The 22,334-nt window shown below is 52.2% G+C and carries 22 protein-coding genes; 6 read left to right on the forward strand and 16 right to left on the reverse strand.

Annotation, left to right across the window (positions count from 1 at the left end; translation table 11 throughout):
- Positions 1 to 103 precede the first annotated feature (103 nt).
- Positions 104 to 589 carry a hypothetical protein gene (locus CRO08_RS16125; RefSeq protein ID WP_141398434.1) on the reverse strand — a complete coding sequence of 162 codons (486 nt, stop codon included), beginning with the start codon at positions 587 to 589 and terminating at the stop codon, positions 104 to 106.
- Between the two features lie 239 nt (positions 590 to 828).
- Between CRO08_RS16125 and CRO08_RS16130 the strand changes: the two genes are divergently transcribed.
- The 3 genes from CRO08_RS16130 to CRO08_RS16140 are packed head-to-tail and all read left to right on the forward strand — an operon-like array spanning position 829 to position 2,364.
- Positions 829 to 1,035, forward strand: a complete 207-nt coding sequence (locus tag CRO08_RS16130; RefSeq protein WP_072811780.1) for a helix-turn-helix domain-containing protein — start codon at positions 829 to 831, stop codon at positions 1,033 to 1,035.
- Positions 1,028 to 1,366, forward strand: coding sequence for a HipA N-terminal domain-containing protein (locus CRO08_RS16135; protein ID WP_097037064.1), 339 nt, complete (start codon positions 1,028 to 1,030; stop codon positions 1,364 to 1,366). The genes CRO08_RS16130 and CRO08_RS16135 overlap by 8 nt, the downstream gene beginning before the upstream one ends.
- Entirely contained in the window at positions 1,366 to 2,364 is a 999-nt protein-coding gene (locus CRO08_RS16140) for a HipA domain-containing protein (RefSeq protein WP_097037065.1), read from the forward strand. The genes CRO08_RS16135 and CRO08_RS16140 overlap by 1 nt, the downstream gene beginning before the upstream one ends.
- Before the next feature lie 16 nt (positions 2,365 to 2,380).
- On the opposite strand, the gene CRO08_RS16145 is transcribed toward CRO08_RS16140, so the two are convergent.
- Entirely contained in the window at positions 2,381 to 2,671 is a 291-nt protein-coding gene (locus CRO08_RS16145; protein WP_097037066.1) for a hypothetical protein, read from the reverse strand.
- Between the two features lie 45 nt (positions 2,672 to 2,716).
- Between CRO08_RS16145 and CRO08_RS16150 the strand changes: the two genes are divergently transcribed.
- Entirely contained in the window at positions 2,717 to 3,850 is a 1,134-nt protein-coding gene (locus tag CRO08_RS16150) for an SGNH/GDSL hydrolase family protein (RefSeq protein ID WP_097037067.1), read from the forward strand.
- Positions 3,851 to 4,090: 240 nt separating this feature from the next.
- Here CRO08_RS16150 and CRO08_RS16155 read toward each other — a convergent pair whose 3' ends face one another.
- Positions 4,091 to 5,158 carry a glucokinase gene (locus tag CRO08_RS16155; RefSeq protein ID WP_176495185.1) on the reverse strand — a complete coding sequence of 356 codons (1,068 nt, stop codon included), beginning with the start codon at positions 5,156 to 5,158 and terminating at the stop codon, positions 4,091 to 4,093.
- Positions 5,159 to 5,265: 107 nt separating this feature from the next.
- On the opposite strand from CRO08_RS16155, the gene CRO08_RS16160 reads away from it, so the two are divergent.
- A complete protein-coding gene (locus CRO08_RS16160; RefSeq protein WP_097037069.1) occupies positions 5,266 to 7,686 on the forward strand; it encodes an FISUMP domain-containing protein in 2,421 nt (806 codons plus the stop codon).
- A gap of 28 nt (positions 7,687 to 7,714) precedes the next feature.
- Here CRO08_RS16160 and CRO08_RS16165 read toward each other — a convergent pair whose 3' ends face one another.
- From CRO08_RS16165 to CRO08_RS16225, 13 genes are all read right to left on the reverse strand, one after another.
- Positions 7,715 to 8,794 (reverse strand): lipopolysaccharide assembly protein LapB, encoded by a 1,080-nt coding sequence (locus CRO08_RS16165; protein ID WP_255252430.1) that lies wholly within the window; start codon positions 8,792 to 8,794, stop codon positions 7,715 to 7,717.
- Between the two features lie 147 nt (positions 8,795 to 8,941).
- On the reverse strand, positions 8,942 to 9,586 hold the full coding sequence (locus tag CRO08_RS16170; protein WP_097037114.1) for an energy transducer TonB: 645 nt from the start codon (positions 9,584 to 9,586) through the stop codon (positions 8,942 to 8,944).
- A 170-nt stretch (positions 9,587 to 9,756) separates the two neighbouring features.
- Positions 9,757 to 10,161 carry a biopolymer transporter ExbD gene (locus CRO08_RS16175; protein WP_072798016.1) on the reverse strand — a complete coding sequence of 135 codons (405 nt, stop codon included), beginning with the start codon at positions 10,159 to 10,161 and terminating at the stop codon, positions 9,757 to 9,759.
- 57 nt (positions 10,162 to 10,218) lie between these two features.
- Positions 10,219 to 10,902: a MotA/TolQ/ExbB proton channel family protein gene (locus CRO08_RS16180; RefSeq protein WP_072811763.1), complete on the reverse strand. Its 684-nt coding sequence runs from the start codon at positions 10,900 to 10,902 to the stop codon at positions 10,219 to 10,221.
- 1 nt (position 10,903) lies between these two features.
- Positions 10,904 to 11,191 (reverse strand): GIY-YIG nuclease family protein, encoded by a 288-nt coding sequence (locus tag CRO08_RS16185; RefSeq protein WP_369684807.1) that lies wholly within the window; start codon positions 11,189 to 11,191, stop codon positions 10,904 to 10,906.
- Positions 11,192 to 11,247: 56 nt separating this feature from the next.
- A complete protein-coding gene (locus CRO08_RS16190; protein ID WP_255252431.1) occupies positions 11,248 to 12,900 on the reverse strand; it encodes a MotA/TolQ/ExbB proton channel family protein in 1,653 nt (550 codons plus the stop codon).
- Positions 12,897 to 13,733: a DUF3450 family protein gene (locus tag CRO08_RS16195; RefSeq protein ID WP_097037072.1), complete on the reverse strand. Its 837-nt coding sequence runs from the start codon at positions 13,731 to 13,733 to the stop codon at positions 12,897 to 12,899. Before CRO08_RS16195 ends, CRO08_RS16190 begins: the two co-directional genes overlap by 4 nt.
- Before the next feature lie 90 nt (positions 13,734 to 13,823).
- Complete coding sequence (locus tag CRO08_RS16200; protein ID WP_097037073.1) at positions 13,824 to 15,524, reverse strand: hypothetical protein; 1,701 nt, start codon at positions 15,522 to 15,524, stop codon at positions 13,824 to 13,826.
- A gap of 137 nt (positions 15,525 to 15,661) precedes the next feature.
- Entirely contained in the window at positions 15,662 to 16,105 is a 444-nt protein-coding gene (locus CRO08_RS16205; protein ID WP_097037115.1) for a hypothetical protein, read from the reverse strand.
- A 107-nt stretch (positions 16,106 to 16,212) separates the two neighbouring features.
- Positions 16,213 to 17,823: a hypothetical protein gene (locus tag CRO08_RS16210; RefSeq protein WP_097037074.1), complete on the reverse strand. Its 1,611-nt coding sequence runs from the start codon at positions 17,821 to 17,823 to the stop codon at positions 16,213 to 16,215.
- Between the two features lie 145 nt (positions 17,824 to 17,968).
- Positions 17,969 to 19,240 carry an IS256 family transposase gene (locus tag CRO08_RS16215; RefSeq protein ID WP_097034567.1) on the reverse strand — a complete coding sequence of 424 codons (1,272 nt, stop codon included), beginning with the start codon at positions 19,238 to 19,240 and terminating at the stop codon, positions 17,969 to 17,971.
- 85 nt (positions 19,241 to 19,325) lie between these two features.
- Complete coding sequence (locus tag CRO08_RS16220) at positions 19,326 to 20,348, reverse strand: hypothetical protein (RefSeq protein ID WP_097037075.1); 1,023 nt, start codon at positions 20,346 to 20,348, stop codon at positions 19,326 to 19,328.
- A 38-nt stretch (positions 20,349 to 20,386) separates the two neighbouring features.
- Positions 20,387 to 20,968 (reverse strand): WYL domain-containing protein, encoded by a 582-nt coding sequence (locus CRO08_RS16225; RefSeq protein WP_097037076.1) that lies wholly within the window; start codon positions 20,966 to 20,968, stop codon positions 20,387 to 20,389.
- A 74-nt stretch (positions 20,969 to 21,042) separates the two neighbouring features.
- On the opposite strand from CRO08_RS16225, the gene CRO08_RS16230 reads away from it, so the two are divergent.
- The gene (locus CRO08_RS16230) at positions 21,043 to 22,314 is read left to right on the forward strand and encodes an IS256 family transposase (RefSeq protein ID WP_097034567.1); all 1,272 of its coding nucleotides are present in this window, start codon (positions 21,043 to 21,045) and stop codon (positions 22,312 to 22,314) included.
- Positions 22,315 to 22,334: the final 20 nt, after the last annotated feature.

Here is a 22,334-nt window from a genome sequence, read left to right on the forward strand (position 1 = left end):
TAAGAATCAGCCTTTCTTCCTAAAACATTACAAAAATCAGGCAAAAACACATTTTCCTGCCCAATTTTCATGGGATGTTACACATTTTCCCGCCCAGTTTCCCTCAAAAGCATTCCACCCACTTGCCGCGGGCGACGGCGCGGGCGTGAATGGGCCCGAGCATCCGGCTGCCTTTCAGCGCCCAGAACACGAGGTAGCTCGATGCAAGATCGACCATGTGCATGCAGAACTTTGCCGTCGCGAGGTTGTGCCGTTCGCGGTTGAAGCACGACACCATCAGCAGGCGCCCGCTCTTCACGGCCTTCTTGCAGAAATCGGGCAGGGTATCCGGCAGCTTGCAACCCATGAACCACACGGCAGAACCGCCATATTTCAGAACAAGGTAAAGTATCTCGCATTCCGAGCGCGAATGGAACGTGCCGACAATGCACTTGCGTTGCCGGCCCTTCGCTACCGCCCACTGCTCCTTGACAATGCTCCCCACGCTATCCAGCTGCCGCGACGCGAAAACGCCGATGCGCGCATGCGGTTTCTGCAGCAGCTCCACATTGCCTATCGTGCGCATTCCCACCATTTCAAATTCCTTCATCTGTACTCCTTTTTTGGGCTTTTCCATTTTCACCGCATAAAAAAAGACCGTCTCCGCGACAAACGCGGATAGACGATCTTATAATACGGGGCCGGCCACCTGACCGGCTATTCTAAATATACAAAAATCCGCTTCAACGAAAATTCTGCAATATATTGCGGTTTTCTATTGACAAAAGGACGGCAATTATATATTTTAACCTAAAAACTGCAATATATTGCGGTATCAAGGTTCGTCAAATGGAAGAAATCGGCAAACAAATCGCAGAAAGGCGGAAGAAAAAGGGGCTATCCCAGCAGGACCTAGCCGAAATGTCCGGCATTTCTCCCAGAACCATCAACTCTGTCGAGCAGGGAAAGGCGAACCCGTCCATAAACGTGCTGAACAAGATGGTTAGGCCTCTCGGTTTCGTGGTCACCTTGAGCGAGCGGGTAAGGCATGAATAGCGTAACGAAAGTCCGTAGCGCCTGCGTGTACTACAACGATATGCTGGCGGGGCACCTTCTGCAAAACGGGAGGCGCTTTGCCTTCCTCTACACCCCGCAATACATCGCGTCAAAGAATCCGTCCATCGCCCTGGACATGCCCAAGAAGAAGCGCTTCTTCAGTTCGCCTTTTCTGTTCCCGTATTTTCAGGGCTTGCTGCCGGAAGGCGCGAACAAGGCGTTCTTTTGCAAGCGCCTCGGCATCCCGCATTCCGACAAGTTCACGATGCTCTTGAAACTTGCCAATTACGAGACGATCGGCGCAGTCACCGTGCGCGAGAGGGGGCGCTGATGGGGCTTTGCCATTGCTGCCTGAAGGAGACCGAACGGGATTTCTGTAGCGCCTGCTCGAAGGCGCTGTTCGGCGTTTCGAATTTTGATGCGCGTCTGGATTATAACGCTCCGCAACTGGCCTTCGCCCCCGACGGTTCGGTCAAGAGGATTTCGATTTCCGGTGTGCAGACCAAGTTTTCGGCGCGGGTCGACAACAAGAAACTGACGAGTGCCGACAGGGGCGGGACGCACATCCTCAAGCCCATCCTGCCTTCGCATTACGAGAACTACCAGGATGCCCCGGCCAACGAGCATGTGACCATGTTGATGGCGCGTACGATTTTCAAAATCCCGACCGCGCTATCGGCCCTGCTTTATTTCGAGAACGGCGACGCAGTGTTTGCGACCAAGCGTTTCGACGTGGTAGACAGCGGCGAGTATGCAGGTTTCCGCCTGAGCCAGAGCGACTTTGCCCAGATTGCGGGGCTTGTTCCCGAAAGGGATGGCGAAGACTACAAGTACAAGGGGTCGTACGAGCGCATTGCCGAGTTGATCCGCGAGAACGTGAGCGCGGCCGATGTCGCCGTGGAAGTCTTCTTCAGGATAGTCCTGTTCAATTATCTTGTCTGCAACGGCGATGCGCATGCCAAGAATTTTTCTCTGCAAAATAGCGTCGAGAATCTTGACGTGTACGATTTAACTCCTGCGTACGACTTGCTGAATACGTCGCTCCATATCCCTAACGAGCAATCCCGTACGGCGTTGGACCTGTTCAAGGACGAGGACGATTTCAAGACACCCTTTTACGATGCGAATGGTTTTTACGGCACTCCGGATTTTATGGAATTCGCCAGGAGAATCGGGGTTGTCGAAAGTCGCGCCCGCAGGTTCATAAAACAGGCGATTGACGCCGTGCCCGTCATGGAAGAAATGCTGGATAAATCTTTTATGAGCGAAAAGAGCAAGGCTCTGTATAAAGAAAATATCCGCGACCGCGCCAAGGCTTTGGGATACTAACCTACCGGTTCCTAAGCTACCTGTTCCAGCCGGAATGACCTTCGCCGTAATAGAGGGTGGCGTCTTCGGGCCCGAAGTCGTCGGCCACAGTATCACGCGGAGAAAGCCACCCGCGCATCTTCTTGATGCGGGCCTTGCGAGCCGCGGCAGCGGTGTCTGCTGAAGTTCGGGCGGCACGGTCCGCGGCATCTTGGGCAGCGGGGTCTGCCGAAGTTCGGGTAGCACGGTTTGTAGCGTCTTGTGCGGCAAGAGTCGCAGCAAGGTTCGTGCGAGTTTCAATGTGCTTTTCGTCAAGTGAATCGGCCATACGTTAAAGATACATTTTTCCTCCCGAAATATCTATCTTTGGTACATGCCAGAGATGTATTCGAAATGGGTTGCCTGCTGGGGCAACGCGACCTCCATCACCGACCGCAAGGAAGCGACCTACGCGAAGGACCTGACACTGCGTTACCCGATACGCGCGTGCTTTTCGGGCAACAAGTTGCGGTTCCATTTCTCGAACCTCACCGGCACGGAACCCGTGACGATTAGCGAGGCGTATGTTGCTAAAGATGTTCCGACCCCCATCACGTTCGGAGGGCACACCTCCGGCACCATTCCCGCGGGCGAAGAAATCCTGAGCGACGAAATCGCATTCGACGTGACCGCGGGCGAGACTCTCGACGTGAGCCTGTACTTCGCGGGCTTCACGCAGATGAACGCGGGCACGGCAATCACGGGTCCGCTTTCGGGCGGCAAGTACAGCTACGGCAACTTCGCGAAGTCTGCCGAACTCCCCGACAATCTCACGCGCAAGACAAACTGGATTTACTTCCTCAATACGGTCGACATCCTCACCGAAGAGAAGAACTTCGCGCTCGTATGCTTCGGCGATTCGATTACCGCTCAGGACTGGCCCGACTACCTCACGCTGCGCTGTGCCCGCGAGGGGTTCAACAACGTGGCGATTATCCGGCGCGCGGTAAGCGGCACACGCATCTTGCGGGAATACAGCTGCATCACGTATGCGGCATACGGCCTGAAGGGCGCCACGCGCTTCCCCATCGAGATGAACGTCGCAGGTGCACGCGCAGTCATAGTGCAACACGGTATAAACGACATCATCCACCCTGTCGGAGTCGAGGTGAACAAGTTCCGCCCGTGGAGCGACATGCCCACGGCCGACGACCTCATCAACGGGGTGCGCTCGCTCTACATTACGCACGCGCGCAAGCTCGGGCTAAAAGTTTATAGCGGGACCCTCCTGCCCATTTACGGCTGGCGCACCTACAACGAGAACCGCGACATTGTCCGCATGGCGTTCAACCAGTGGCTCAGAACTGCACCGGAATTCGACGGCTGCGTGGACTTCGACAAGGCAGTCCGCGGGCACGAGAACCCGAAGGCATTCAGTAGCGGTTTCGATTCGGGCGACCACCTGCACCCGAGCGCAAGGGCCTACGAGGCCATGGCGGAATGCGTCCCCGAAGAGCTCCTAACGTAAAAAAATCTTCATTTTTCGCTCAATTTCGCCATAAAAAGTGTTGTAAACACGCATTTTGCGTAATCCACATCACGCGTTTACCCCTGTAAAATTATTTGCTTCTTACAGGGTGGTTTTTTGCCACCCTATAATTGTATTTTATGGCCATGAGTTCACACGAAGTACATATTCTCAAGCAAATCGTGCTGCTGGTCGCAGTGGCCATTACGCTTGGCTTTATCTACGGCTAACCGAAGCAGATTACTTCTGCAGGTTCAGGCTCGCATTTGCGGCTCCGTACAAACTAATGCTATAATCCTTGATGATGTACACCGGAATCTTGTTCAATAGCGGACGGATGTTCGGGTTGTAGTTCTTCTCGAAATACTTCATGAACAGGTTGTCGCGCTCGAGCCAGCGCAGGTCCTTCTGCACCGTACCGCCGGCCAGGTAGAGGCCACCCAGGGGCAAGAACAGCGTGGAGGCATCGCTTGCAAAGCGGGCGAGCATCTTCACGAACAGGCGCATCATCTCGGCAGCCACCGGGTCGGTGTCGCTCGCGCGGCTGATGTACTTCGGGCGATCGTTGGGTTCAGTTTCCTCAATCTTCTTGAAGGCTTCGTTATCGGGAACGCCGCGGGTCTCCTTCCACCATTCGTACATGTTGCGGAGCCCCATGCCAGACACGAGCGGTTCCACACCGGGCACGGTACCAATCTTCTTTTCCATGTAGTCGTGGAATTCCTGCGAATCCTTGTCGAACGGAGCGAAGGTGGAATGCCCGCCTTCCGAGGAAGCGGGGATGTACTTCTCGCCGTCGAAGGCAAGGAAGCCGACACCCATGCCGGTACCCGGGCCAATCACAGCCTTGGTCGCCTTCTGCGGGGCAGGCTGGCTACCGTCGGTATGCGTGAGCTTGAAAATCTGCTTCGGGTCGTCCACGTCGAGAGTGGGGATACCGTAGCTGATGGCCATGAAGTCGTTGATGACAAGGGTCGGGATGCCGGTCGCTGCGGTGAGGGCATCGCCATCCACGCTCCACGGGAGGTTCGTCATGACGCACTTGTTGGCAGCCACCGGACCCGCGGCACTGATGCACACGTGGCTCGGTTTGAGGTCAGCACGGCTTTCCGCGGCAAGCTTGAGCGTCTCGCGGATAGGAGCGTCAAGACCGTCGATATCCTTGGAGGGGCACACCGTTTCAAGAATCAGCGTGAACTTTCCATCCTTGTAGCCCACGAGGCCAAGGTTCGTGTTGGTGCCGCCAATGTCGCCTGCAAGGACGAGGCGGTCAAACTTTGCATCGGGATTAAGCCATTTGATTTCCATAAAAAACTCCGGTATTTGTACGTAATGAATATAGGAAAAACCGAAACGCATAACCGGAGAACCCGACATTTTAGGTATATTTTATGCGGGATGTTAAAGGAGGATGAATGAAACATTCCGTGCTTAGATACCTGCCTAGCCTGTGTGCCCTGACTGCGGCAACGGCTTTTTTTACTGCCTGCAGTGACGATGACGACTTTGCCCCGGTTTCGAGGAACCGCGGGTATGACTACGCGTTCACATCGACCAAGGAATTTGCGGAGTACCCCTGCAACGACGTTCGCGAGGGTCGCGAGGCCATCGTGGGGCGCGACAAGGACAGCTATTACTGCGAGTTCGACTCCCGCGACTCCGTGTACATCTGGGTCGGCGATACTGACACGCTCACCGCTGAGGGCCGCGAGTTCCATCGGGCGGAAAGTTCGAGCAGTTCTTACCGCTCGTCGAGCAGCTATTCCTATGAGGAAGTGTTCAATCCGGATATCGACTATGGCCCCATGACAGACCCGCGTGACGGCAAGACATACAGGACTGTCGTCGTGAATGGCCAGCTCTGGATGGCGGAGAACCTGAACTACTCCGGCAATAACGTAGGAAAGGCCCCCTGCTACAATAACAGAGATTCGCTTTGCGCGCAGTTTGGTCGCCTGTACAGCCGCGATGCCGCGATGGACGATTCACGGTGCGAATATCTGTCGAGCTGCGACCTGGGTGAAGGCCCCATCCAGGGAATCTGCCCAGACGGATGGCATATCCCGACCGTGGAGGAAATGGAAGACCTCGTGAATTTCGTAGGCGACTATGCACCGCGTTATAAATCAATGGGATCAACCTGGAGTTATAACGACGGAACAGATACTTACGGGCTCTCCTTCCTGGGAGCGGGGAACTGGGATTCCGACGACGGTTTCGAGGACATCAACAGGTACGAAGTGACATGGGCCTACGCGCCGGACACATATCAGCATTACCTGCTACTCGGAGGCTCAAACGCTATCGTAGAGGTTATGAGTTATAAGGATTCAGAATATTATAGCTCAGTCCGTTGCGTTAAAGGGAAGGCTAACCCAGTCTCCTCGAGCAGCTACTCCAGTTCCTCGGCAAGGTCGAGCAGCAGTTCTTACCGCTCGTCGAGCAGCAGCTACAGCTCATCGAGCAGCTACTACACCAGCGTATGGTCCAGCGAGAACCCTTCCAGCAGTTTCTCCATAAGTTCCAAGGAAGACCTATTCAACCCAAGCCTGACCTACGGCACAATGACCGACCCGCGCGACGGCAAGACATACAAGACCATAGAATTCAATGGACAGACCTGGATGGCGGAGAACCTGAACTTCTCCGACTCGAGCATTGTCCCGCTCCTGGAAGGGCACAACACGTGCTACCACGAAAAGGAGAGCGAATGCGAACTCATGGGCCGCCTGTACAGCCGTGACGCAGCGATGAATTCCTTCAGTTGCGCTTTCGGTCGTTCATGCAGTTTGGGTGACGGTCCCATTCAGGGAATATGCCCCGACGGCTGGCACGTGCTATCGTATGACGAAGCCAATTCCATGATAAGTTACGTAGGCTCAAACTATGCGGAAAAAATAATATCGGCCAAGGGCTGGGGCTCCTCTGTAAACGGTGAAAATACCTACGGGCTTTCCTTCATTGCTCCGGGCACACGTGATGGCGGTAATTACGATTCCAAGGGCGGCTACGCTTTCTACTGGGTTTACAGATCCTCCTCCTACAGCCAGAATTACCTCCTCATTGACGGCGAAGATGCAACATTGGACTTAAGTACCTATAACAGCCATGAACTTTCCCTCCCCGTACGCTGCATATCGGATACCCCTGTTGCCAACTCGTCAAGCAGCGGGTCCTTGAGCAGTTCTTCTAGAGCCAAGCAAGAAGACGCCGAGCCGTACTTGGAAGCCGCTGGCGAGCAGTTCAACCCGGACATCGAATATGGCACCATGACGGACCCGCGCGACGGCAAGACATACAAGACCGTGGATGTCAAGGGAACAATCTGGATGGCGGAAAACCTGAACTATGCCGGCAACGAAATTGGAGTATCTACCTGTTTCAACGACGACGACCGTTTCTGCGAACTATACGGTCACTTTTATAGCCGCAGCGCGGCGATGAATTCCTCCAGTTGTGCCTATAAATCTTCATGCGACCTGGGTACCGGCCACATCCAGGGAATCTGTCCTGACGGGTGGCATATCCCGACAAATAAGGAGGCGCAAGACCTTGTAAATCTTGCTAGCGGACACGCACTCCCGTTGATGTCGGCAAAGGGATGGAAAACAGGAATTACACCCGGGACTGATACATACGGGCTCTCCTTTGTGGGCGCTGGATGCTATTGCAGCGATGATGGATTCCATTCTTTGGGTGAATATGGACGTCTATGGGTATATTATGCATCCTCGACCCAATACTACATTGTAATAAGGGGATTAGAAAATGAAGCGGAAGTATGGGACTATAACGACGAAGAGTGCTATAACCCAGTCCGCTGCGTGAAGGATTAAAATTTGTCCGGCTCACTCGCCGGACTTTTTAGTTCTTCTCGAATTCCAGGATGTCGGCCTGCACGGTGATATCGTCGGGGAAGTACTTCTGCGCGACACGCAGCAGGCGGAGCGCCTCGCCATCGCGCTTTTCGGCGTGGGCATCGTAGGCCATGTTCTTGAACCCGAAAACGGATTCCGCGTTGCCCTGTTTTGCCGCAAGTTCGTATGCGGATTCGGCGCGGTCAAGGAACTTCGCGTCGTAAGCGAGATTCCCAAGGAATATGGCCGCATCGCTGAAATCCGGCTTGATTTGTACCAGGTTGTTGAGTACGTCCATCGCGATAAACGGCTTGTTGTCTTCGGCGAGGATGTCTGCTAGTTTGTACATAGTGGCGGTATCGTCAGGGCGGACGCCCAGCGCTTCGCGGTAAGCGGCTGCACTTTCCTCGAACTGCTTGTTCAGGCGGTACACGTCACCGAGATACACGAGAAAGTCCACTTCGTCGGGGTGCGCGGCGTAGCCCTCGCGGATAACGGCTACGGCGCGCTCGAAATCGTTCAGCGCGATGTTCGCTTCCGAAAGCTGGTAGACAATGCTTATGTCTTCCTTGTCGAGCTGGTAGGCCTTCTCGATGGCACGTAGCGCGCCGACCGCGTCGCCGGTTTTACCGTAGGCTTCGCCGAGGTAAAGCCAGCCCGAAACGTTTTCGGGCTCCAGTTTCAACGCCCTGTGGTACGCCGCCACGCATTCGGGGTACTGCTTGAGCCTAAAGTACACGCTCGCCATGTTGAAAAGCGCAGGGGAAAACGCCCCGTTCGAGAAGTCGACGGCCTTGCGGTACGTGGCGGCGGCGTTCGGCAGGTCGTTTTGCTGGTAGTAGCTGTTCGCGATGTTGAAACTGGTGGCGACGGGGTCCGCGCCGCGGGATTCCGCCTTGCGGTAGAGCATGATGGCCTGCTTGAATTTGCCATCGCGGTAGAGGGCGTTCGCGCGTTCCATCAGGTCGTACGCGGATTGCGCCGCGAAAGCAGGTATTGCAAAGAGTAAGGCGACTAGCAAGGAATCGCGGGCAACGAGACTACGAGAATTATAGGCTGCGAGATGCCCACGCAAGCCTCGTCTCAATTCATAAAAAATATTTATCAATTTAAACAAATTCATAAATTCCATTGGATCCTTCGACTACGTCACTTCGTGACTCCGCTCAGGATGACACCATACATTGCTTTTCGTTCCACACCTCACATTCCACATTACACACTACACATCGCATCAGTCCCTGAACTTCACTTCGAACGGCTGTTCCATCCCGCAGAAGGGCACCGCCTTGCCCGCCTTTTCGGCTGGCGCGAACGTCATACGCGATAGCGCCTCTCGGCCGGCGGCGGCGAGCCCGGAACCTGAGGGAGATTCCTCCAGCACCTTGATGTCGTAAGCCTTGCCGTTCACGTCCACACAGAAACTGAGCCGCAGCATCGCATCGATTTCGCGGTCACGGATCTGCGGGGGCACCTGAAAGTTCGGATACGCCCTGCTTTCGGGTTTCTTGTCCACGTCTCCCTTTTCGGTCGAAAGCGTCCCGCCGCGGAAATCGGCCACCATGTCCTCGCTTACGGCGGCGCCGGCGTTACCCGATGCCGTCCCGAGGTTCATCGCGAAACGCGGCCCCGCCTTCGGGGAACGCGAATTGGATTTCTGGCGGTCGGGCTTGCGCGCAGGCTTTTTCTTCTCGACCTTCTTCTCGACTTCTTCCACCTTCTTCACGGCAATTTCCGTCTTGTTGTACTTCTTCTCGTGAAATACCTTGCCCGTCAAGAATAGGTTCGCCATCGTCACGGAGAACACGAGCGCACAGCTCGCGAGGATTGCCGCGATGAGGATAGCAAAACGCTTCAGCAACTTTTTAAAAAACTTCAATACCATTATTCTATCTATTCTGATATTTTATCTATTAAACTCTAATTACCGCTTCACATCTAGATCCTTCGACTCCCCCTTTACAGGGGTCGCTCAGGATGACACTCCAAAACATTCCAAATCTCACACTCCACATCATCAATTATCAACTATCAATCATCCATCATCAATTACTCCGCCTGCGCCGCGATGGAGACCTTCTTCACTCCGGCCAGGTTGCACATGTCGATTACCTGCACGAGCACGCCCGTCTCGGCACCCTTATCCGCAATCACAACGGCTTCCCTGTCGGGCGCCTTCGCAAGCGACTGCTTCAAGATATCTTGCAGGCTCGCGAGGTCCACCTGCCGCTCGTTCATGTGGATTGTCCCTTCGCGCGTAATCGCAATCAAGAGGTTCTCCTTCTCGAGCTGGCTTGCGGACTGTGCCTGTGGTTTCGTCACGTCAACGCCCGTCTCGCGGGTAAACGAGGACGTCACCACGAAAAAGATGAGGAGGATGAACACGATGTCCATCAGCGGGCCCATCTCGATGCCCATATCCTTCTGCTTTCTTCTCGGCAAGTTGAATTCCATAATAAATCCTTCATTCCTAGATTGCCACGGCTTCTTTCGAAGCCTCGCAATGACGAATCACGGGCACTTCCTCTCTACAAAATAATTCTCTATAACGGTCGCGCCGAGTTCCATCTTCTGGCGCAGCATTTCTACGCGCTCGTCCAGGCGCTGTTTCAGGAGCGTGAGCGGGAACGCCACCAGGAGTCCGCTCTGCGTCGAGATGAGCGCCTCCGAGATACCGTCGGCCATGAGCACCGGATTCTGGTTCCCGTACAACGTAATTACCTCGAAGGTAGAAACCATTCCCGTCACCGTGCCGAGCAGGCCCAGCAACGGCGCTGCAGACGCCATCACGGATACGATGTGGTTTCCCTGCTCCATGTAGCGCACCGTCTTCATCATGCGCACCTGCATGTAGTCGCGGAAGCCCTCGGGATTGGTGCTCGCGACGTCAATCGCATAGCAGAGTTCCCGCGAGAGGAGCCCGCCTCGCTTGCGCAGCCTGCGGAGGGCCTTCTTCACGCTGGGCGGTTCCGCATTCTTCTCGTCTTCCTCGATTCCGCCGTTCAGGTCCACGCGCATGCGCTTGATGACCTTGTGGATGTCGGTGCGGAAAAAGTCGCTCCCGATGCGGAACCAGCTCGAAAACAGGTAGTAGAAACCCACGACACCCGCCAAGAGAATCGGGAGCATTACCACGCCGCCGGCATGGTACGTATTCTCGAGCGACTCGATGAGTATGTAGTGGGTGTTAGTCATTCTAGGCAGACTCGCGTTTATTTGCGCTGGATTTAGAAAGGTCGGTGAGCTTGCCGAACTGACCTTGAATTAAAGCCTCTTTCTTTGAATGAGACCAGCCTTGAATTTGTTTTTCTCTTGCATAGGCGTCATCAACTCTTTGAAATTCTTCAAAGTAAACAAGTTCTACAGGACGATGCTTACGAGTATAATTAGCCCCTAAACCCATATTATGTTCCATAACGCGCTTTTCCAATTCTCTTGTGCTACCTGTGTAGTAAGATCCGTCAGAACATTTCAATATGTACATGTAGCTACTCATTTCATTACTTTCCAGATATGTTCCCTTCGGCAAGCTCAGGGAACTTATTGGTCCTCGTTCTTTTCTGATCTTGAACCGGTCGCCGAGCTCGTCGAAGCGCCAAAAATGCGGTTCAGGAGTGCGGTGCTCTGCACGTACATCTCGCTCGTGACCTTCTCGATTTTTTCGCTCAGGAGGCCATGCAGAATCATCACGGGGATTGCAATCACGAGGCCCGTTTCCGTAGTCACGAGAGCCTCCGAAATGCCACCCGCAAGCACGCGCGCGTCGTTCGTGCCCACCTCGGTAATCACCGTAAAGAGCGTGATGATTCCCGTAACCGTACCGAGTAGGCCGAGCAGCGGGGCAATCGAGCCCATCGCGGCGAGGAGCCCCATGCGGCGTTCCAGTTTCGGCTGCTCGCGGAGCAAAGCCTCCTGCAGGGCGCGTTCCGCATCCTCGCGCTTGTCGCGGGCGCGGTTCAGCACCGCAAAGAGCACCATCGAGAGGCTCGTTTCCTTCTTGAGGCAGAGACCGGCCGCATCCTCGTAGCGGCTTTCCTTCACGAGGGCGTCGAGCTTGCGATTAAACCTGCGGCTCAGATGCCCGCGGTAGCTGAGCACCAGGAAGCGTTCCAGGCAAAGCAGCAGCGCGAAAATCGCCACCAGCATGAGCGGGTACATCACGATACCGCCCTTCCTGAAGAACGCCTGGAATTCCTCGCGCCAGGTAAGTTCCTTCGTGTCGGTAATCGCGTTCTTGACCGCCTTGTTCTGCAGTACGTCCAGCGGGATAGAGACAACCGTGGAAGCCCCCGAGGCCTGCGATACGGCCTGCTTTATATTCGCGGCCATCTCCGGAGGGAGCGTCGCGTTCCATTCGAATATCTTGCCCTGCAGCGCACCCGAGCGGAGCAGCGCCTGCACCTCGCCGTTATCCTGCGCGACCTCGCCCAAGAAGACCGTACCCAGGCGCAAGCGGTTCACGTTCACGTCGGGGCGGTTGCCCACCTGCGAAGTCTCGCGCCCGTAAAATTGCGTGTAGGTCAGTTCATGACGCAGCAGCAGGTCGTTCATAAAATTCTGCACCGCGCCAACCGTATTCGGCACGTTCTTTTCGGCATCCTCGGAGGCCTGCTTCAGGCGAATCAGGCGCCCGTTCATGCCCACCGGGTAATCGCCCATCACGTCACCGAGAGTCTTGTCAATCGAGAGCTTCACCTGCGTGTTGAGCGCATCGTACGCCGACTCGTCGGCCTGCGCCTTCTCCTCGGCATCGCCCGTCATGCTCCTGCTCGCCATGGCCTCCTCGTTCACGCGGCCAAGATCCGTCGAGAGCTTGGAATAGCGGCCGTCAAGTTCACGCGATGCCGCCTGGTGCTCCTCGGTCAGTTGCGACTCGGCATAGCGCTTGCGCCAGTGTTCCGCCTCGAGTTTCTCGAGCGAGTCCGCCTTCTGCAGGCGAATGCGGGTAAGCGCCTCCACCTCGCGCTGCAAGCCGCGCACCTCTTCCATCTGCAGGGAATCCTTGATGCGCGCCTGGTCCTCGGCGGTAGACTTCTTTTCGCCCGAAGACCACGGCCATGCGAATGCAGTAGATGCAAGAAACAATGTAATTAGAGCGGTGCTAACAACGCGTCCACAGTTAAGTTGGTTCGGCAGGCTCACCAACCTTACAGTTCTTTCGTCTTTCGTCATTCGTCTTTCGTCTAATCTCATCTTTCACCTCCCACGATAGAGAGGCTCACGGGCAACTTCACGATCTGGGGCGGTTTCTTCGCCTGCTTCACGTCGAGCGCGAGCTTTACCGCCGCGCGCTCTTCCAGGTTCAATTCCTCGTTCCATTCGTATGCAACTTTCCCGTCCACGACCTTGCGCACCAGCGCACCGAACACCGTGCCGTTCTCGTCGCTATAGACCATCCACTGGTTCCCGATACGCAAAATCGCGGCATTGATGACCTCGCCGTTCTTGCGGGTGAGCGGACTGTTGATAATCGCTACCTCGTCGCCAAACTTCGTCTCTTCGGCAATGAGCGACTTGAGGCGCGAAAAGCCCTCTTCCTCGCTCGCGTTCCCGCTCTCGATATCGCGGGTCAGGGATTTTACGCGATCGAGCCTACTTTCAAGTTCCCACGGGACCGTCTGCGCCACCTGCGATTCAAGCCTCTTGCTGATACCTGCAAGTTCGGTACGCAGCGCCTTGCGCTTTGCAGCAACGTTGTCTGTACGGTTCTTCGCGCGAGCCTGCTTATTGCGTTCCGCCTGCAGGTCACCTGCGACCGCCTTTATCTTCGCGTTCAGGCTATCGATTTCGGCACGGCGGCGTTCCGTGTCGGCCTTGTAGCGCTGCTGCAGAGTCCTGTAGCGGGAATCGTCCGCCTTGAGCATCGAATCGGTCGATGATATCTGGCGGTTCAGTTTCTGGATTTCGGAATTCAGCTTTTCCTTCTCAAGCTTCAGGTCCTGAATTTCGGAAGCGCGGTCGGCAAGGGCCGGGCCCGAAACAAGCAGCACCAACAGCACGAAAGGCAATAATCTTAAACGTTTCATAACTTTCCGCAATGGTTAGGTATCAAAATTACATAATTAAAACACCCGAACCCGTCAAATGTGTCACCACGAATATTAATTTGAAAGCATTTACTCGCATTCTACGCGATAGGGTCTGTTTCCGTCGCGGTATTTGCACCAGTTCGCACAAATCGGGGTGCGAAATTCTGCGTCTATGTTTTCGTCTTCGTCAATGTGCGGGAATGCGTAGTTGCAAATCTCTTCCACCTCGCGCTTCAATATGCTCGACTTCTGCTCTTCCAGGTAATAGCGGCTCACAAATGCGCTACGGCACTGCTCGTATTCCAGCATATCCCAGTCGCGGTCGGCGCACCATTCCCAAAGGTATTCCTTGCAGTAGTTCTTCTCGGTGTTTTGCAGGCACAGTTCCTCAAGTTCGCTGCAGTCCGCTATGTGGTTGCTCTTGAAGTTGCTCGCCACGCAGTAGCGCTTGAGACCATCGGCATACGCTTCCGACTTGTCCGCGTCGCTGATGGTATCGGGCAGGAATATCGACCACTTGGTGGTATCAAGCATCATGGCCATCTTCACGTGTGAAGGGAAGCAGGTCTTGTAATCCCTGTTGGGATTGCTGTAAGAGGAGTCCCCGTAGTACTGGTATGCGTGCGCATTGCCCCAGACCAGGTCCGACGAAATGTCTGTTAGCGATACGCCCGCGCAGGCGATGTCCTGGTACAGCCTGCAGGCGCGAGTTTCCCAGCTTTCCTCGTCGCCGTTTCCCGTGTAGTCGCATTCGTTTATGGCGATATGGTCCATGTTCACACCTTCGCCACGCACGATCAGTTCAAGCGATGTCTTCGACATCCCGAAGAAAACGCCCATACCGTTCTCGATGTTCGATTCCGGCACCACGCGCGAATCGCCTACCGATTCCTTCACTTTGCGTTCGTAATCCACGTACGCGCGGTCCGTCGTGTACATGTCTACGGAAATATCGCCGATGGGCAACATCATGTTCATCAGGTAGAGTGTGTCGAGATTGTTGAACCCGCCTATCCAGCGGTTTTCCGTGTAGCCCAGGTTCTGTCGCCTTTCGAACGGGTCGTGCATCGCGATGCCCCGGTACCCCGCGGAGTCCGCTTCGGTAAGGCCCTCGAGCATCTGGTTGATTGTCGTGTTCTGCGATTCCACGCTAGAGGCGTCGTAATTCAATACCGAGAGCACACCGCCGATGGACTTGTCGAAATCCAGTGCGCATTTTACGAACTCCATGTCCATCGGGAATTCAAGGAAGTCCACGCCGATTACCTTGCCATCGGTATATTCCCGGAATTCGTAACTGCCGTCCTGCTTGGGGATGTTCAGGCCCGTGACCTTGACCGGCTTGGGGATAGATGCCACCGCAGTGTACCGCGACTTTACCGTACTGCCCGCGCTATCCCATACAAAGTAAGCATCCATCGTGTAACTTTCGCCGAGGATTCCGCGCTCGTTCGCCCTAAAGCAGTTCGGATTGCCTATCGTTCGCATGACAATCGTGGTGTCGTACCCGTTCTCGCCTATCTTGAACTTGCCCTGCAGAGTCACGTAGGCACTGTCGTAGAACGCGAAGTTTTCTGCCGATGCCTCGTCTAGTTCGTAGACCTTCGAAAAGCAGATTTCCGGATTCGTGAAGTCGGAAATGTGGCCGTACGTGTATATGCCCGTATAGACCTCGCGCTCGTCGGGGTAGTATTCCCACGGCCCGTGAAAGTCGCAGGCAGTAATGGCCACGAGCAAGACCGACAAGACAGCCGGCGACACGAAACTCTTTTTAAGGAAACTCTTCATCGGACCCTATAAATTTACATTATTGAAACACCCGACCCGGGCAAAAGTGTCACCCCCTCGCGAAAATTTTTATACGGGAAAGGCCGAATCCCGTTTATGGAACCCGGCCTTGGTATTTTTCGGGACTTGCCTTTGGGTCAGTTTTCCCCGCGGCTCATCTCCATCTGTTCACGGTCCAGCGTCTGAGTCAGGTACTCCTTGAAGTCCCGGTCAATCTTCACCCCGTCGAAATCTTCTACGTTGTCCGAGAAGACGTCGATCAGCGAAAGATTATCAATCCAGCCTTCGATGTTGTACTCGTTGAAGCTGAGGCTCTTGTCGCCTGCGGGCTTTGCCACCAGTTCGACCTTTGCCTTGTCAACCCAACCCTGACCGCAACTCCCGCGCACGAGGACATCCGTATCTGCCTCCTTGACGACGGTGAGTTCATCGTAGAACCCTGCTGTGCATACTATGGTGCTCCCGCCCCGCTCGAAGGCAAGATCTATGTCGCCCTGTTTGGACTTGACTGTCCTTGCGGCAAAAGATGTCGTCACGAGAAGAACGAAGGCAATGAACAGGATAACGTTTGCGCGTTTCATGATGGCCTCCTTGTTGTGGGGGCGGACATCCACCCCGTTAAACAAGGTACAAAACCGCACGAATGTAAACCACTGTTTACATAGTCTAATGTGGAATAGGGGGTATTTTAAAGTAAGTCAACCTTCACATCGTCACAATAATTCATAGCAAATGCCATATAAATGAGATAAATGGAAATTTCCGTATTGTATTGGCTATAAAAATCCATAAACTTGACAGAGTGCTTCTGATCAACAGGATCAAAATCATTTACCATGAACATAATTTTCAGTAATCGCTCAAGACGCTTTTCAAATATTTCATAATTCGAGTCAAGCTTTTCCGAAATTTTGGAATAAGAAATCTTAATTTCTGCTGCACCGTGTTCTGCTATATAAGCCAAAAGTTCATCAACAGTTGATGCGTCTTTTCCAAGAGTCTTTTCATATTTACAGTCGTCAAATATAACCGGCGGTTTTGATATAATAACGCCTGCACTTTCTTGCACCAATGAAACGAGAATATTATAAATATCCTCAACCTCTGATTGAAGGAATAGGTTTTGGAAAAATGTATCATCTTCTTGAATATTATAACCTTCGCGAAGACAGATTCTCTCACTCCACAAATAACATCTTAGCAACAGATAATAATAAGCTAAGGCCCTTAATAAGTTCGCCCAGTTTTTGGGCTCCATAAGAGCGTTTACACTTGAATGCTCTGAATGATGCGTATAGGAATTTCTATCTCGATATAAGTATCTAGTTGTCAACCCTCTTTCATTAATAACACGCCAATTCAATTCACCATCGGAATACTCATTATCTGTTTCCCAAATCAATTTACAGTCAACACGATGTTCAAAACCAAATGAAAACAGACCTTGCTTATTACCTTTTAACCAAATTTCTTTTGAATGGAAAGAACTTGCGGAAAAAGGATAAAAGCTTTGCGAGAAGGAATTCAACTTAAATCCACAGTCAATCTTTTTTAGTTTCTCAAGATTTCTTTTTGAAACCTTGTTATATTCTTTTATCTCCTCGGCCTTAGCTTGAAATTTTTCTCCCCTAGGAACATCTTTTATGTCAACATGTAGTTTTTCTTTTTGTATTTCCCTGATTGAGTTAATCTCATTGATAAGAAATTCCCTACTATTAAATTCGGCGCGGGAAAGATTGTATACTAAAAGTACAACATTTTTGCAATTCTTTATTTTATCTATAGACAAGTCTATTTCGTTTTCCACACCCATCTTTTTCAAGAGTGCGTTGAAATTCACATTTACATATTCAATGTTTGCATAATCATTGCCCATCAATCCATTGAGAAATGGAATTAGCATTTTATCGCGTTGTGAATATCGCTTATAGACATCTTCATCATTGTCATAATAAAGACCACATTTGAAAACAATAGTAAGCCAAAGAAAGCGCTGCAGCAAATCTCTTTTTAAATCTAATTCAGTGTCAATTCCCAATTCCTGATTTTGCTTTTCTTTCTGCAATTTTAAACATTCCTCAGTTTTGCCCTTATTTATAGCATCTTTGTATCCAGAGAAAATGTTATGATATCTTCGATAATTTTTACCTCGTTCTCCTCTAATTTCTAAATTACGATTAATTATACTTTCTCGTTTAAGAGTATCATCAATTTTCCTCAGATAATGAACAGCAAGTTTGCCATCTCTTTCATTTTCTTTTTCTAATGAAAAGAATTTAAAGAATGAATCGGAATCCATTTCCGTTGACAACAAGTAAAGACATGCGATAATTCCAGGATTCTGATTGAAATCCTCTTTGAATACATAAAAAACAGCGTTAAATAGCTGATAGGGAATTTGTCCCTTTTTTAGTTGAAAATCCAGGTCTCCAACTGGTGTAAATCTAGGCTATTAGCGCTTCATTGTCAAGTAATTTCATGCTCTTTTCCCGAAGTTTTTCGACAAGTTCGGGGATTTCCGCATAGCCGTCCAACCGTCTCCAGTTCTTTTCGCGGTGGAGGACCTCAGCGGCCATCCAGCGTTTGAACATTCCAATGTCCCTGTAGCGCTTCACGTTCTTCTCGATGGCGTCGAGACCGTTGAAGGTGGACTCGATTATGTTGGTCGTTATGAGCGACTTGCGCAGGAGCGCGGGGATGCCCAGCCGGTGGACCGTAAGCAGCCTCTCGCCGCCCTCGGAAAGCGATTTGGCGGCACTCGTGTTTATGCCTTCGAGCCACTCGTGGACCTTGAGAAGTTCCCTTCTCGCGTCCTCGTAGCCCACCATCCCGATGGCGTTGTTGTAGCGCCTGTCGAACTCGGCCCGGTACATCTCGGGCAGATGGGACTCGACGTTGCGCCTCTTGTGGATCACGCAGCGCTGGTGCTTGAGGTCCTTGCCGAAGCGGTCCTTGAGGGCGCGGTTGAGGCCCGTCCCGCCGTCGGTCACGAAGATGATGTCGGGGTGCAGGGCGAGGCCCCTGCTCTCCATGTCGGAAAGGAACGAACGGCACATTTCGGTGTTTTCCGAACTGCCCTGCCAGAGGCCAAGCACGCGCTTGTAGCCTTCCGCGTCAACGCCTATGGCGGCCATCACGACCTCGCCGCAGCGATGCATTGCGTCCATGAAGACGGCAACCGCCTCGAAGTCCTCCAGCCTGCGCTCGTTCAGTTCCTTCAGTTTCCTTGTGCATGCGGCAACGACCTTGCGCGACACCGACGACTTGCTTACGCCGAACGCCTCCCCGGCAGTCGAGAACACATCCTCGTAACGCCTCCCGGACAGGCCTGAGAGGCATGCGTGCAGCAGGTGCTCGGAGAACGCGTCGGGGTCTTTCAGACGGGCGTAGATACGCGATTTGACCTCGCCGTTTTCGTCCCTGAGCCTGGGTACGCGCACCTTCGCCTTGCCACCCGCGATGTACACGGAACCACCCTGGCTGGACCACTTCTTGAAGCCCTTCCTGGGGTGGTATGCTGCACCGCCGAGCTGTTCCCTTTCGGCCAGGAGTATCGCCTCCACGAGCCTTGCGCCCATCTCCCTCGACAGCGCGTCAAGGCAGCTTTTCCCCTGTTCGGCAAGGTCGGCCAGAACCACCCCGACACTGGTCGAAATGTCGATTTCTTCGCGGCGGACGATTGACAGTTTGGGGGTTCTTTTTGTACTTTTCATCATGGTGGTTATCCTCTTGCTTGGTGTTTTTTTGCTGAACCAAATTTACAAGTTGGAGACCACCTTTTTCTTTTTGGTTGCAGAAATTTCAACTAACTTTGGGGCATCTTCGCTGATAGGGAGTAGTATAGTAATCGTCTCTGTTGAAACCGATAATGTCATTTTTTAATATTTTGTCTTCGAACAAGTTACTTTTCCAAAATTCATTTGCTTCTTTAACTGCAGTTCTATTACTCTGCAAGGAGTAGGAGATGGAATATTCGTTGTAAAACACCTTGGCCATTAACTCTTCAAGAATATTCTGCTTAACGTCATCACGAACAAGACAATCAATGCAAACCATGCCATAGATATCTTTTATACTCCAGTTGGAGAATACATCTTCCTTTAATTTATGATTAGAAATTCGTCTTTCAATCAGTTCAAGTTCTGTATGCATGAACTTCTTATCAATGGTCTGTAAGTCGCAAAAGAGGTAAAAATACTTGACTATGATTTCATTGACTAATACAGAGAATTTCTCAGGATTTCGTGCGTTGCCCACATAGTCAATTATTGATTTGAAGTTTAAATACCAATACGGGTTCTTTTTTTCCATGTATTTTGAAGCGGAAGCAACATAAAAACCTAGTGCATAATCATAATATTCTTCTTTTGGCATTTTTGCTTCTAGTAGTTGATAAAAAGCTTCAATTTCGGGCTTATTTCCTTCGCTTGTTTCGTTATCAAAATACTCGCGCTCTCGTTTAAGGCTTTCATCCATTAGTGCGTTGGAATGTATATATCCAATAGTTTTAAATATCAACTCTTTCAGCTGGTTTGATTCCAATTTAAAGAACTCAGAATCTTTAATCTGTATTGTTCGCATAAAGAAATAAAAAATAGCGTTCTCCATGAGGAAATCGCCCGCATTTTCCTTATTAAGTTCATCAATAGTCATGAACAAATTGCGATCATTCCATATTTCTGAAAAACGCGCTTTAACATCTAAAAGCGTTATGTAATCTTTCTCGCCAAAAGACATATTTAGATTCTGTTGGGTCCTTTTTGCTCTTGCATTAACGAGCATATCATTTAGCAGGATTTGCAATTGCGGTAAGCTTGTACTCATTGAAAAACTCCTTATAATTTGGTGACGAATAGATCCATTTAAACAAACTTAGATCTCTTTGAAGTAATCATTCTGTATCGATTCAGCATTGTCTTGACATCATTAATTATTTCTTTTCGCAGAGAAGGTGGTTCAAGAACAATTCTCTCCCCAAATTTTGAAGCCATTTCTCTTTTCAACTCAAAATTGACGATGCAATTAATGCGGAATAGTTTTCCATCATCGGGAAGACGATATCTTTTCCGAAGTTCTGCATCGTTCTTTTTTAGGGGTGTCATGGATGAATGGACCGGTTTACCGGCCAAATAGGCACACTCATCCTGCGAGGCCCAGAAAACAATATCCTGTGGAGTATCATCAGCTTTTTTTGTAACACCAATTACACTTTCAAAATATTCATCCCATCTTCCATCATATGGTTCGTATTTTATTGGTAGAGGCTTTATATCCTCTATTTGGTCCATAGAATAGCACATGACCTCTTTTGTATCAACAGTAGTGCCAATCAGAAACCATCTGCCTTTACATTGCTTTAGGACGTGAGGGAATATTTGTTTTTTATTCCGTTTTTGAGCGTCTTTGATGCGAAGATGCCCCAAAGTTAGTTGAAATTTCTGCAACCAAAAAGAAAAAGGTGGTCTCCAACTTGTAAATTTGGTTCAGCAAAAAAACACCAAGCAAGAGGATAACCACCATGATGAAAAGTACAAAAAGAACCCCCAAACTGTCAATCGTCCGCCGCGAAGAAATCGACATTTCGACCAGTGTCGGGGTGGTTCTGGCCGACCTTGCCGAACAGGGGAAAAGCTGCCTTGACGCGCTGTCGAGGGAGATGGGCGCAAGGCTCGTGGAGGCGATACTCCTGGCCGAAAGGGAACAGCTCGGCGGTGCAGCATACCACCCCAGGAAGGGCTTCAAGAAGTGGTCCAGCCAGGGTGGTTCCGTGTACATCGCGGGTGGCAAGGCGAAGGTGCGCGTACCCAGGCTCAGGGACGAAAACGGCGAGGTCAAATCGCGTATCTACGCCCGTCTGAAAGACCCCGACGCGTTCTCCGAGCACCTGCTGCACGCATGCCTCTCAGGCCTGTCCGGGAGGCGTTACGAGGATGTGTTCTCGACTGCCGGGGAGGCGTTCGGCGTAAGCAAGTCGTCGGTGTCGCGCAAGGTCGTTGCCGCATGCACAAGGAAACTGAAGGAACTGAACGAGCGCAGGCTGGAGGACTTCGAGGCGGTTGCCGTCTTCATGGACGCAATGCATCGCTGCGGCGAGGTCGTGATGGCCGCCATAGGCGTTGACGCGGAAGGCTACAAGCGCGTGCTTGGCCTCTGGCAGGGCAGTTCGGAAAACACCGAAATGTGCCGTTCGTTCCTTTCCGACATGGAGAGCAGGGGCCTCGCCCTGCACCCCGACATCATCTTCGTGACCGACGGCGGGACGGGCCTCAACCGCGCCCTCAAGGACCGCTTCGGCAAGGACCTCAAGCACCAGCGCTGCGTGATCCACAAGAGGCGCAACGTCGAGTCCCATCTGCCCGAGATGTACCGGGCCGAGTTCGACAGGCGCTACAACAACGCCATCGGGATGGTGGGCTACGAGGACGCGAGAAGGGAACTTCTCAAGGTCCACGAGTGGCTCGAAGGCATAAACACGAGTGCCGCCAAATCGCTTTCCGAGGGCGGCGAGAGGCTGCTTACGGTCCACCGGCTGGGCATCCCCGCGCTCCTGCGCAAGTCGCTCATAACGACCAACATAATCGAGTCCACCTTCAACGGTCTCGACGCCATCGAGAAGAACGTGAAGCGCTACAGGGACATTGGAATGTTCAAACGCTGGATGGCCGCTGAGGTCCTCCACCGCGAAAAGAACTGGAGACGGTTGGACGGCTATGCGGAAATCCCCGAACTTGTCGAAAAACTTCGGGAAAAGAGCATGAAATTACTTGACAATGAAGCGCTAATAGCCTAGATTTACACCAGTTGGAGACC

It is taken from the genome of Fibrobacter sp. UWT3 (assembly GCF_900230125.1).
In the GTDB taxonomy this organism is placed as follows: Bacteria; Fibrobacterota; Fibrobacteria; order Fibrobacterales; family Fibrobacteraceae; genus Fibrobacter.